A 12779-nucleotide genomic window follows, 5' to 3' on the forward strand; every position below is an offset into this window, starting at 1 on the left:
GTGTTATTATATTCCCTTGATATCAGGGAATCGGCGGCAGAACACATGAAACAATATCTCGATCTTCTCCGGCATGTGATGGATACCGGCTCCGACCGCGGAGATCGCACCGGCACGGGTACGCGTTCGGTCTTCGGTTACCAGATGCGCTTCGATCTTGCGGAAGGTTTTCCGGTTCTTACCACCAAGAAGCTGCATCTGCGCTCGATCATCCATGAACTCCTGTGGTTCCTGAAGGGCGATACCAATATCGCCTATCTCAAGGAAAACGGCGTTTCCATATGGGACGAATGGGCCGATGAAAATGGTGATCTGGGTCCGGTTTACGGTGCACAGTGGCGTTCCTGGCCGGCGCCCGACGGTCGCCACATCGACCAGATCGCGCTTTTGATCGAGGCCCTCAAAACCAATCCCAATTCCCGCCGCCACATCGTTTCGGCCTGGAACCCGGCGCTGGTGGACGAGATGGCGCTGCCGCCCTGCCATTGCCTGTTCCAGTTCTATGTTTCGGATGGAAAGCTTTCCTGCCAGCTTTACCAGCGCTCGGCCGATATTTTCCTCGGCGTGCCTTTCAATATTGCTTCCTACGCACTTCTGACGTTGATGGTGGCGCAGGTCACGGGGCTGAAGCCCGGCGATTTCGTCCATACGCTTGGTGACGCGCATATCTACGCCAACCATTTCGAGCAGGCGAAATTGCAGATGACGCGGACCCCCAAGGCCCTGCCGACGATGCGCCTCAACCCGGATGTGCGAGACCTCTTCTCCTTTAAGTTCGAAGACTTTAAGCTTGAGAACTACGAAGCGGATTCAACCATCAAGGCACCGATCGCGGTATGAGCGAGCCGCGCATCACCATCATCGTCGCGGTGTCGGAAAACGGCGTTATCGGCCGCGACCTCGATATGCCTTGGAAGCTTTCCACTGACCTCAAGCGCTTCAAGGCGATGACGATGGGCAAACCGCTCATCATGGGCAGGAAGACATTTCTCTCGGTGGGCGAGCGTCCCTTGCCGGGCCGGCCGCACATCATCGTCAGCCGAAATGCCGATTACAGGCCCGATGGCGTGGATGTCGTGTCGTCGCTTGAAGACGCCCTCGCGCTTGGCAAAAGCAAGGCTGCGGAACTGGGTGTGGACGAGGTTTTCGTGGCCGGTGGCGGGGAAATCTACCGTCAGGCCATGCCGTTTGCCGATCAACTTTCCGTCACCCATGTGGCCGTAAAGCTTGATGGCGACACTTTTTTTCCGGAAATCGATCCCGCCGTGTTTGAAAAAATCGAGGAAAATGCCGTTCCCGCCGGGGAAAAGGACAATTATCCGGTTCTGTTCACCACTTATTTGCGCAGAGCCGCGTCAAAGTGAACTATTTACCCTGATTGGGTATTTAGTTACCACCTCTGCGTTGAAACGCACGCTTCTCCTTCTTATAACGGGTCCATATTCCCGCCGCACGCGAGCAATCGCTTTCGAACGGGATCGGGAGAGGCTTTTATAAAGAGGTATTGATGCCCTGGAGCAATCAGAATGGCGGCGGCGGCCCTTGGGGCGGCGGCGGTGGTGGCGGAAACAACCAGGGCGGCGGTGGCGGCCCATGGGGGCAGGGACCTAACCGGCCTCGCGGCGGTGGCGGCGGCAATGGCGGCCCGCCCGATCTGGAAGAGATCATCCGGCGCAGCCAGGACCGCTTCAAGAATGTCCTGCCGGGCGGGTTCAATGGCGGCGCGATTGCGATCGTCGCTCTCGTCGTTCTGGTTTTCCTCGGCATTCAGTCCATCTACACCGTCCAGCCGGACGAGCGCGGCGTGGAGCTGCGTTTCGGGCGTCCGAAGGATGAGATTTCGATGCCCGGCCTGCATTTCCATCTGTGGCCGATCGAGACGGTTGAAATCGTCAAGGTGACCGAACAGCAGCAGAATATCGGTTCGCGCGCTTCGTCTTCCTCCGCGAACGGCGTGATGCTGACCGGTGACCAGAACATCGTCAACGTGCAGTTCTCGGTGCTCTATACGGTTTCCGATCCGAAATCCTACCTGTTCAACGTCGATAGCCCGGCTGAGACCTTGCAGCAGGTTTCCGAAAGCGCGATGCGCGAAATCGTCGGCCGTCGTCCCGCACAGGACATTTTCCGTGATAACCGTCAGGCGATCGCGGCGGATGTGCGCACCATCATCCAGTCCACCATGGACGGATACGGGGCCGGCATCTCCATCAATGCTGTCGCCATCGAAGACGCGGCGCCGCCGCGCGAAGTGGCCGACGCCTTCGACGAAGTGCAGCGTGCCGAGCAGGACGAGGACCGCTTCGTGCAGGAAGCCAACCAGTACGCCAACCAGAAGCTGGGTGCCGCACGTGGTCAGGCAGCGCAGATCATCGAAGAGGCGAACGCCTACAAATCTCGTGTCGTCAACGAGGCAGAGGGTGAGGCACAGCGCTTCATTTCCATCTACGATCAATATCGCACGGCACCTGACGTGACCCGCCAGCGCATGTTCCTGGAAACGATGGAACAGGTCCTCAAGGGTTCCAACAAGGTCATCATCGACGAAAAACAGGGTGTGGTGCCTTATCTGCCTCTGAACGAGATTATGCGCGGCAATCCGGGCGCGGCACAGCAGGGAGGCAACTGATATGAGCAACCGTCTTACGGCCGTTCTCGTCGGTCTCGCCGCCGTGCTTTTCCTGGCCTATTCGTCGATCTTCGTCGTCACCGAGCGCCAGCAGGCCATCGTTGTGCGCTTCGGTCAGATCCAGGACGTGAAAACGGCGCCGGGCCTCTACTTCAAGCTGCCCTTCGCCTTCATGGATGCCGATCGGGTGCAATATATCGAGAACCGGGCGCTGCGCTTCGATCACGACAACATCCGTGTTCAGGTTTCCGGCGGCAAGTTCTACGAGGTTGATGCCTTTGTGGTCTATCGCATCACGGATGCCCGCCGCTTCCGGCAGACGGTCTCCGGTGACCAGATGTCGGCGGAATCGCGTCTACGCACTCGTCTCGACGCGTCGTTGCGCCGGGTCTACGGTCTTCGCGGCTTCGAATCGGCGCTTTCGGATGCGCGTGCATCGATGATGCAGGAAGTACGTGACGATCTGCGTCCCGATGCGGAATCGCTTGGCGTCAGCATCGTGGATGTGCGTATCCGCCGCACCGATCTCACGCAGGAAGTCTCGCAGCAGACCTTCGAGCGTATGAAGTCGGAACGTCTGGCCGAAGCCGAGCTGATCCGCGCCCGCGGTAACGAGGCGGCACAGCGTCGTCGCGCTATTGCCGACCGTCAGGTCGTGGAATTCGAATCCGACGCCCAGCGTCAGTCCGAAGTCCTGCGCGGTGAAGGCGATGCGGAGCGTAACCGGGTCTTCGGCGAAGCTTTCCAGCGCGACCCGAGCTTCTTCGAGTTCTATCGTTCCATGGCGGCCTATTCCAGCGCGCTGTCTGGAACCGGCACTACGCTGGTCCTGTCTCCCGACTCGACCTTCTTCCGTTATTTCAACGACATCAACGGTGCTCCATCCACGGCTCCGGCCGCACCTGCCGCACCGCCGGCAAATTGATAACGGATCGAATGATTTTGGAGGGGCCGGTTTTAACCGGCCCTTTCTTTTTGAGCGAATGGCTGAGTGGCAGCAAAACGAAAAGGGGCAAAATCCTGTTGTCTCGCGCCCGGAAAGGGATATCCGTTTTCGCGCCGATGCTGTAGGCAGTGAGCAAGGCAGCCGGTGCTGTTCACGAAAAGGTATTTTTACACTTCATCATTCCGCCTTATGCTTTGACGATATATGCAGGGAATGACGATTTGAAACGCGAGGACGCTTATGGCCGTGACCCTTCTTTCGCCTTTTCGCAGCAGCATTGCCGCAGTCGCGGGCTTCGCACTTGTGGCGGGTAGCCTTTCGGCACCGGTTGCGGCATGGGCGCAGAGCCATGGGCCGGCATCGGTCGCCGATCTTGCCGCACCGCTTCTTGATGCGGTGGTGAATATTTCGACGTCGCAGAACGTCAAGACCGAGGGCAAAGGGCCTGTGCCGCCGAAACTGCCGGAAGGTTCGCCTTTCCAGGAGTTCTTCAAGGATTATTTCGACAACCAGAAACCGGAAGGCGGCGACAAGGTCAGTTCGCTGGGATCCGGCTTCGTTATCGATCCGGCTGGCTACATCGTCACCAACAATCACGTCATTGAGGGCGCAGACGCCATCGAGGTGATTTTCCCGAATGGTTCGAAGCTGAAGGCAACGCTGGTCGGCACTGATACCAAGACCGATCTTTCCGTTTTGAAGGTAGAGCCGAAGGCTCCGCTGAAGGCAGTCAAGTTCGGCGATTCGCGCAGCATGCGCATCGGTGACTGGGTCATGGCCGTTGGCAATCCCTTCGGCCTCGGCGGATCGCTGACCGTCGGCGTCGTTTCCGCGCGCGGGCGCAACATCAATGCCGGTCCCTATGACAACTTCATCCAGACGGATGCTGCAATCAACAAGGGTAATTCCGGCGGTCCGCTCTTCAACATGAAGGGTGAGGTGATCGGCATCAATACGGCGATCATTTCGCCGAGCGGGGGTTCGATTGGCATCGGTTTCGCGGTTCCGACGGAACTCGCCCAGAATATCGTCGAGCAGCTCATCCAATTCGGCGAAACCCGCCGTGGCTGGCTCGGCGTGCGCGTCCAGCCGGTTACCGACGACGTGGCCGCAAGCCTTGGCATGGAAGCGGCAAAGGGTGCCTTGATTTCCGGCGTGGCCAAGGGTGGCCCGGTGGAAAACGGCCCGATCCAGGCCGGTGATATTGTGCTGAAATTCGACGGCAAGGATATTCACGAGATGCGTGACCTCTTGAGGATCGTGGCGGAAAGCCCGGTCGGCAAGGAAGTCGATGTCGTGGTCTTCCGTGACGGCAAGGAAGAGACCGTCAAGGTAAAGCTTGGCCAGTTGCAGGATGCGCCCGATGAAAAGGCCGCAACCGACGATCCGCAGGCCGAGGACGGTGACGGTGGCATGGTCGTGCCTGATGACAAGGGCGGTTCCGACGATCAGGCGCAGGACCAGACGCCGGAGGTGCGCGAAGCGCCGCAGCGCGTGCTCGGCATGGACCTCGTAGTGCTGAGCAACGAGTTGCGGACCGAGAAGGGCATAGCCGAAAGCGTCGAAGGCGTGCTTGTCGCCAGCGTCGATCAGGGTTCGCCGGCCGAACAGAAGGGCATGAAGGCGGGTGATGTCATCGTCGAGGTTGGACAGGACTTCATGGAGGTTCCGGGCGACGTGCTTGTGCGTGTCAACGGCCTGAAATCCGAGGGTCGCAAGAATGCGCATATGATGGTTGCCGATGCACAGGGCAATCTGCGCGTCGTGGCGCTGCCGCTGGAGTAAAGCTTCCTTCGCCCGGTTCGGCAGGAATCGGGTGGCTGTGGTTCGGCTTGCTCTCTATTCCTCGGTCTCCGGCAAAGGAGGCCAAGGATATGAAATTATTGGAAAACAAGGTTGCGATCATCACTGGCGCGTCATCCGGCATCGGCCGGGCGATGGCAAGCCTGTTTGCCGAACAGGGCGCGGCCGTCATTATCAACGCGCGTGGTGCCGAGGCACTCGAGGACGTGGCTTCCGCCATTCGCCAGGCCGGCGGTCGTGTTCACCCCGTGGTGGGTGACGTCACAGTTGCGGAAACCCATGCCCGTCTGACGGATGCGGCCATGACCGTCTTTGGCGGTCTCGATATCGCCGTCAACAATGCCGGTGCCGTTGGGGCACCAAAACCGCTTGCGGAGATTTCGGTAGAGGAATGGGATCACGTGATCACCGCCAACCTCACTTCCGCATTTCTCGGCGTGCGCAGCCAGATCCCTGCGATGTTGAAGCGGGGAGGAGGTTCGGTCGTCTTCATCTCCAGCTTCGTCGGCACCAGCGCCGGCATACCCGGCATGGCAGCCTATGGCACCGCCAAGGCGGCGCTGATGGGGCTGGTGAAGGGCATTACTGCCGACTACGCCTTCAAGGGAATTCGCGCCAATGCGCTGCTTCCCGGCGGAGTCGATACGCCGATGGCGGGAGATGCGGCCCAGAAGGAGTGGGCTGCAGGGCTACATGCGATGAAGCGCATTGCGGAACCGGAGGAACTGGCGCAGGCCGCCCTTTTCCTCTCCAGCCCGATGTCGAGCTTTGTTGCCGGATCGGCCCTGTTTGCCGACGGCGGAAATGCGGCTGTGAAATAATTGCCGAACTGGCGGGCGAGGGCGCTACTGCGCCCGTCGTTCCCGCCACTCCGCGAGCGTCAGCGCATAGGTCACATGCGGGCGCAGATGCGGATGGGTGTCTTCCGGGACACGCGGGTGGTCGAAGTCTCGTGACGGGTCACGCTTGAGGCCGATACGTTCCATCACCCGCGTCGAACGCTGGTTGTCATGGACGGCAAAGGAGACGATTTCCGGCGTTTCCTTTTCGTCAAAAGCCATGACGAGCAGCGATTGCGCGGCCTCGGTGACATAGCCGTGACCCCAGAAACGGGTGGCGAGCCGCCAGCCGATTTCCATGGTTCCGAGCGGGAAGGGCGGATCGAGGTTCATGACCGGCGATATGCCGCAAAATCCCATAACCTCGCCGGTTTCGCGCAGTTCCATGGCGTAGAAGCCGTAACCGCTGCCGCGGATCATGCCGTTGATGGTTTCGAGAACCGCATCCGCTTCCGCATGGCTGCGGCGGAAGGGAAAAAATTCCATGACCTTTTCGTCGGCGTTGATTTCGCGGAACAGATTGCGGTCGCTCTCCTTCCACTCGCGCAGAATGAGCCTTGATGTTTCGCGGATGATCATGGAACGACAAAATCCGTCTTGCGGTAACCCTGAATGTAAAGGAGTGCGGTCAGGTCGCCATGGTCGATGCGCATCTGCGCCTCGGCGGCGACGGCGGGCTTGGCGTGCAGGGCAACGCCCGCGCCGGCCAGATGCAGCATGCCGAGATCGTTGGCGCCATCGCCGACCGCCATTGCCTCGTCCGGCGAGATGCCGAGCTTTGCGGCGATATCGTTCAACGCATCCACCTTGGCCTGTTTGCCAAGGATCGGTTCGGCAACGGTGCCATCCAATTGGCCATCGGCCTCGCCGAGAAGATTCGCGCGGTTCTCATCAAACCCCAGCATCGCAGCCACCCGGCCGGTGAAGACCGTGAAACCGCCGGAAACGAGGGCGGTATAGTAGCCTTTCGCCTTCATGGTGGCGATCAGCTCCTTGCCGCCTGATGTCAGCGTGATGCGCTTTTCGATGACGTCATCGATGACGGAGACCGGCAGGCCCTTCAGCAGCGCCACGCGCTCGCGGAGCGCCGGCTCAAAAGCGATTTCGCCATTCATGGCGCGGGCGGTAATCGTGGAAACCTTGTCCTTCAATCCCACTTCGGCGGCCAGCTCGTCGATGCATTCCTGACCGATCATGGTCGAATCCATATCGGCGATCAGAAGCTTCTTGCGGCGCTTGTCCTGTTCCTGAACGACGATATCGATCGGCTGGCCCGAAAGCACGTCGGCAATCGCGTCACGTGCCTGTTCGGCATCGGTGCCAGAGGGCAGGGCAATATCGCAGGCGATGCCATCGGCCAGCCAGTAGAGACCGGATGCGTTTACGGCATTGGCGGCCGCTTCGCCGAGGGCCGGTGTCAGAACAGGATTTGACGGATTGGCGATAAGCGTGGCAACGAAAGCCATGATGAAAAACCTTGATGAGAATTTTGATGCGATCCTGATAACCGGCCCGACGGCAAGCGGCAAGTCCGCGCTTGCGCTTCGTATGGCGCGGGAGCGGAACGGTATCGTGATCAATGCCGACAGCATGCAGGTTTATGACACGCTGCGGGTGCTGACCGCCCGGCCATCCGAGGAAGAAATGGCAGGCGTGCCACATCTGCTATACGGCCATGTGCCGGCAAGCAGTTCCTACTCAACGGGTGAATGGCTGCGGGACATTTCCGCCCTGCTTGTGGATTTGCGCAGGCAGCAGCGTTTTCCGGTCATCGTTGGCGGTACGGGGCTTTATTTCAAGGCACTGACGGGCGGCTTGTCCGATATGCCCGCCATTCCTGACGACATACGCGAGAGGCTGCGCGCCCGGCTGATCGAAGAGGGGTCAACGGTCCTGCACGCGGAGCTGTCGCGGTGCGATCCCTTGATGGCACAGGGGCTTCAGCCGGGGGACGGCCAGCGGATCGTCCGGGCGCTGGAGGTCATGGAGGCGACCGGAAAGTCGATCATGGAGTTCCAAAAAGCCAGTGGTCCGATGATAGTTGATCCGGACCGAGCGGAGAAATTCGTGGTCCTGCCGGAACGGCCCGTGCTGCACGACCGCATCAATCGGCGGTTCGAAACCATGATGGAGAGTGGTGCTGTGGAAGAGGTGAAAGCTCTTCTCGCCCTGAACCTTGCGCCTGATGCCACAGCGATGAAGGCGATCGGCGTTTCCCAGATCGCCGATATGCTGGCTGGCGGTATGAGTGAGGCAGAGGTCATCGAAAAATCGGCGGCCGCGACCCGCCAATATGCCAAGCGGCAGATGACCTGGTTCCGCAACCAGATGGGGCCGGACTGGGCACGTATCCAGCCGTAAGGGCCGCGCTCAATCCTTGCGGTAAAGGCTGCCTAGCGGCTTTTTCATCAGGCTCTCCCGCAGCGAAGGGCGTGTCTCTGATGGAGGCGGGCCACTCTGTGCCTGCATCTGGAAGCCGACCTTACGCAATTCGTTGACAGCGCTGGTATCCGTTGCCGTTGCGGGCGACTGTGGCGCGAGGGTTGTGCGTCCGGGCAGCATGTCGGGGCGGTAGGGTTCGTATCCTTCTGTCGCCGCCGTCCCCAGTTCGCGTTTCCAGCGATCGACGTCGTCCGCTTCCCTGGGAGCTGACATCGGTTCCTGCATATCGGAGAAGGCCGCTTCGACGCTTTGCTGGAAGCCGGTGATGACCGGCTTGGCTACCGCGCGCATGCGGCTGACGATGGTGTTCAGATCGACTGTATCGGGCGTTTCGTGGGGCGTATGGCTGACTGCGCCGTTTGCCTTCGGCAATTTTGCCGTGGAGACGCGGTCGAAGCGCATGCGCATCGGTACGCCCACCGCCTCGCCAAAGGCGATTGCCTCGCCATTGCCGATGGACGAGAGGAAACTGGTGGTCGAGGTTGAGGCGTTCGGTACGGCGGACAGAATGATCTTCTGGTCGATCTCGTTCGTCAGCCGCATGGCAAAAACGGTCGAGCACTGCGACAGGATGGTCTGGTCCAGCTCACTCGGACGCTGGCTGATGACGCCAAGCGAAATACCGTATTTGCGGCCTTCCTTGGCGATCTGCGCGATCGCCTGCCGGGTCGGGAAAAATCCGCGCTCAGGGTCGGCGGGAACATAACGGTGCGCTTCTTCGCAGACGACAAGCATATGAAGCGAGCCGCGCGCCAGCACCGCGAGTTCGAAGGACATACGGCAAAGGACGGAGACGACCGAGTTCACCACTTCCGAGGGGATGCCGGACAGCTGGAAAACCGAAATCGGCTTGCCTTCTCCTGGAATACGGAAGATATGCGCCACCGTTTCCAGAATGGTGTCGCTGATCGTATTGCTGGAGAACATGAAGTTATAGCGCGTATCGTTGATGGCCGAGAGGATGCGGCCCTTGAGGGAGCGCAGGGTCGGCTTTTCGCCGCGCCCTTCCAGCCGCCCGATGCGCTCGTCGATGAGGGCGAGAATATCGGCCATGCGGTAAGGTACCGGCGTATCCGGCGTGATCGCGCTCTTGTCGGACGTGCGGCGAACGGCGGAGCCATCTGTGCCGCGAAATGCCTTTTTCGCTTCCGGAATGATGTCGCGAAGGACATCCATCTCTTCCGGTACGGGCTTGCGTCCGCGGAAAATCACTTCCGCGAATTCTTCAAGGCGCATCAGCCAGAAGGGAAGGTCGAGCGTGTCGGTGTCGATGACGACAGAATGATCGGGAAAGGCGGCCGCAAATTCATTGTGCGGATCGAGAATGAGGACACGCAGCTTCGGGTCAGTCTCGATCGCCTTGTTCAGAAGAAGGGAGACGGCGGTGGTTTTGCCCACGCCCGTCGAGCCGACGACGGCGAAATGTTTCGCCAGCATCTGCTGGATGTTGATGGCCGCGCCAATCGTGTCGTCCTGCGTCAGCTTACCAATGACGCATGTGTCTCGCTTGCCGCTGTCATAGATCTTGGAAAGGTCTCCCGTGCGGATGCGATGCGCGACCGCGCCCAGGTAGGGGTAACGGGAAATGCCGGTGGAAAAACGTTCGCTGCCATCTTCGGTGCGGTAGACTTCGCCAACGAGTTCCACGTCGATCAGCAGCCGGTTCGGCTTGTCCGACGACCAGTGTTCTTCGCCCGTGCGCATGGCATATACCAGTGCGGCGACACGGCTCGTTCCCATTTCGATCGAGATCAGGCGTCCGACGGACCAGAGCTGCGCGACATCGGTTGAGCCGATTTCCGTTTCTGCGGCGATTGTCGCATGGGCGCCATCACAGGCGATGACGCGGCCGAGCATGCGGTTAGCCGGCTGCTGGCCGGATCGCCGTTCGTTTTCGTCCATGCGGGACGCTCTATGAAACTCGTCACTATTCACGTCTTATCCCGGTACATGCGGATGATCGCGGTGGTTCGGGCATTATCTGCATCTTTGATTGTAAAAGATTATATTTAACAACCTGTGTATCTGTTGCGTTCGAAAATTTCGTCCATGGCGCCTTACGGGTAATAAAAGAAGCCGACGCCGATTTTTTCCGCAATGTGCGTTGACGACTGGCGCTTTTCTGGCTAACACTCCGGCCCATGAAAAATCTTAACGTACTTATCGTGGTGGGACGGCGCATGGGCAGGATGGTGTAACCATCCGGCGAAAGCACCCATGCGCTGAACGAGGCTCCTCTAGGGGCCTTTTTTTATGTCTTCAAACAGGCCCTCGGGCTCCTCGATATCCAAAGCCAAAGCGGGATGGAAACAGGCAATGACGGATAAGGATAATACGGAAAACAGCAATAGCATGACAGGTGCGGAGATTGTTCTGAAGGCGCTGAAGGACAACGGCGTCGAGCACATCTTCGGTTATCCCGGTGGTGCCGTGCTTCCGATCTACGACGAGATTTTCCAGCAGGAAGACATTCAGCATATTCTCGTACGTCACGAGCAGGGTGCCGGCCATGCTGCCGAAGGTTATGCCCGCTCCACCGGCAAGGTCGGTGTCATGCTCGTTACCTCCGGTCCCGGCGCCACCAATGCGGTCACCCCGCTGCAGGATGCGCTGATGGATTCCATTCCGCTCGTCTGCCTCTCCGGCCAGGTTCCGACATCGCTGATCGGCTCCGACGCATTTCAGGAATGCGATACCGTCGGCATTACGCGCCCCTGCACCAAGCACAACTGGCTGGTAAAGGACGTCAACGAACTGGCGGGCATCATCCATGAGGCCTTCCGCATCGCACAGACTGGTCGTCCCGGCCCCGTCGTCGTCGATATTCCGAAAGACATCCAGTTCGCCACCGGCACCTATACGCCGCCTTCCGCCGCCATTCAGCAGAAGAGCTACAAGCCGAAGGTTCAGGGCGATCTCAACGCCATTCACGCGGCCATCGAATTGATGTCTAAGGCAAAGAAGCCGGTTTTCTACACCGGTGGTGGCGTCATCAACTCCGGCCCGGAAGCGACACGGCTGCTGCGCGAACTGGTAGAGCTGACCGGTTTCCCGATCACCTCGACGCTGATGGGTCTCGGCGCCTATCCGGCTTCCGGCAAGAACTGGCTCGGCATGCTGGGCATGCACGGTTCATACGAAGCCAATATGACAATGCATGATTGCGACGTGCTGGTCTGCATCGGCGCGCGTTTCGACGACCGTATCACCGGGCGCCTGAATGCGTTTTCGCCGAATTCCAAGAAGATTCACGTCGATATCGATCCGTCCTCGATCAACAAGACCGTACGCGTCGACGTTCCGATCATTGGCGACGTCAGCCATGTTCTGGAAGATATGGTTCGCCTGTGGCGCGCTTTGCCGAAGAAGCCGGAAAAAGCGCAGACCGCGGACTGGTGGCTGCAGATCGAGCGCTGGCGCGCCCGCAACTCCTTTGCCTACAAGAATTCCAACGATGTCATCATGCCGCAATATGCATTGCAGCGTCTTTACGAGGCATCGAAGGGGCGCGAGACCTTCATCACCACCGAAGTTGGCCAGCACCAGATGTGGGCGGCGCAGTTCTTCGGCTTCGAGGAGCCGAACCACTGGATGACCTCGGGCGGTCTCGGTACCATGGGATACGGCCTGCCGGCAGCTATCGGCGTGCAGGTCGCGCATCCGGAAGCGCTGGTTATCGACATTGCCGGTGATGCCTCGATCCAGATGTGCATTCAGGAAATGTCCTGCGCCATCCAGTACGGTCTGCCGGTGAAGATTTTCATCCTCAACAACCAGTATATGGGCATGGTGCGGCAATGGCAGCAGTTGCTGCACGGCAACCGCCTGTCCAACTCCTATACCGAAGCCATGCCTGACTTCGTCAAACTGGCGGAAGCCTATGGCGCGGTTGGCATGTATTGCGACGATCCGAAGGAACTGGACGACAAGATCGCCGAGATGATTGCGGTCAACAGGCCGGTCATCTTCGATTGCCGCGTTGCCAATCTCGCCAATTGCTTCCCGATGATCCCATCTGGTAAAGCCCATAACGAGATGCTGTTGCCGGATGAGGCGACGGATGAAGCTGTTGCCAACGCCATTGATGCCAAGGGCCGTCAGCTAGTCTGAGCCGGGAGAG

The 12779-nt window shown here is 59.5% G+C and carries 11 protein-coding genes; 8 read left to right on the forward strand and 3 right to left on the reverse strand.

Going from position 1 to position 12779, the window contains the following annotated elements; all coding sequences use genetic code 11:
- Window positions 1-45 precede the first annotated feature (45 nt).
- The 6 genes from FB593_RS14600 (at window position 46) to FB593_RS14625 (ending at window position 6199) form a co-directional block, all read left to right on the forward strand.
- A complete protein-coding gene (locus tag FB593_RS14600; RefSeq protein WP_111790717.1) occupies window positions 46-840 on the forward strand; it encodes a thymidylate synthase in 795 nt (264 codons plus the stop codon).
- Window positions 837-1364 (forward strand): dihydrofolate reductase, encoded by a 528-nt coding sequence (locus FB593_RS14605; RefSeq protein WP_019565314.1) that lies wholly within the window; start codon window positions 837-839, stop codon window positions 1362-1364. Before FB593_RS14600 ends, FB593_RS14605 begins: the two co-directional genes overlap by 4 nt.
- A gap of 143 nt (window positions 1365-1507) precedes the next feature.
- Window positions 1508-2629 carry an FtsH protease activity modulator HflK gene (hflK, locus tag FB593_RS14610; protein ID WP_003513120.1) on the forward strand — a complete coding sequence of 374 codons (1122 nt, stop codon included), beginning with the start codon at window positions 1508-1510 and terminating at the stop codon, window positions 2627-2629.
- Between the two features lies 1 nt (window position 2630).
- The gene (hflC, locus tag FB593_RS14615) at window positions 2631-3554 is read left to right on the forward strand and encodes a protease modulator HflC (RefSeq protein WP_003513118.1); all 924 of its coding nucleotides are present in this window, start codon (window positions 2631-2633) and stop codon (window positions 3552-3554) included.
- Between the two features lie 261 nt (window positions 3555-3815).
- Complete coding sequence (locus FB593_RS14620) at window positions 3816-5360, forward strand: Do family serine endopeptidase (RefSeq protein WP_065687200.1); 1545 nt, start codon at window positions 3816-3818, stop codon at window positions 5358-5360.
- 89 nt (window positions 5361-5449) lie between these two features.
- A complete protein-coding gene (locus FB593_RS14625) occupies window positions 5450-6199 on the forward strand; it encodes an SDR family oxidoreductase (RefSeq protein ID WP_145166707.1) in 750 nt (249 codons plus the stop codon).
- 24 nt (window positions 6200-6223) lie between these two features.
- Here the strand turns inward: FB593_RS14625 and FB593_RS14630 are convergent, their stop codons facing one another.
- Both FB593_RS14630 and serB read right to left on the reverse strand, forming a co-directional pair.
- Window positions 6224-6796, reverse strand: coding sequence for a GNAT family N-acetyltransferase (locus FB593_RS14630; RefSeq protein ID WP_003513109.1), 573 nt, complete (start codon window positions 6794-6796; stop codon window positions 6224-6226).
- The gene (serB, locus tag FB593_RS14635) at window positions 6793-7683 is read right to left on the reverse strand and encodes a phosphoserine phosphatase SerB (RefSeq protein ID WP_003513107.1); all 891 of its coding nucleotides are present in this window, start codon (window positions 7681-7683) and stop codon (window positions 6793-6795) included. Before serB ends, FB593_RS14630 begins: the two co-directional genes overlap by 4 nt.
- On the opposite strand from serB, the gene miaA reads away from it, so the two are divergent.
- Window positions 7682-8578 carry a tRNA (adenosine(37)-N6)-dimethylallyltransferase MiaA gene (gene miaA, locus FB593_RS14640; RefSeq protein WP_013636476.1) on the forward strand — a complete coding sequence of 299 codons (897 nt, stop codon included), beginning with the start codon at window positions 7682-7684 and terminating at the stop codon, window positions 8576-8578. The genes serB and miaA overlap by 2 nt on opposite strands.
- Before the next feature lie 9 nt (window positions 8579-8587).
- Here the strand turns inward: miaA and FB593_RS14645 are convergent, their stop codons facing one another.
- Complete coding sequence (locus tag FB593_RS14645) at window positions 8588-10594, reverse strand: ATP-binding protein (protein WP_080580898.1); 2007 nt, start codon at window positions 10592-10594, stop codon at window positions 8588-8590.
- Between the two features lie 381 nt (window positions 10595-10975).
- Between FB593_RS14645 and FB593_RS14650 the strand changes: the two genes are divergently transcribed.
- A complete protein-coding gene (locus tag FB593_RS14650; RefSeq protein WP_013636474.1) occupies window positions 10976-12769 on the forward strand; it encodes an acetolactate synthase 3 large subunit in 1794 nt (597 codons plus the stop codon).
- Window positions 12770-12779: the final 10 nt, after the last annotated feature.

Source organism: Rhizobium sp. SJZ105 (assembly GCF_007828365.1).
GTDB lineage: Bacteria > Pseudomonadota > Alphaproteobacteria > Rhizobiales > Rhizobiaceae > Agrobacterium > Agrobacterium tumefaciens.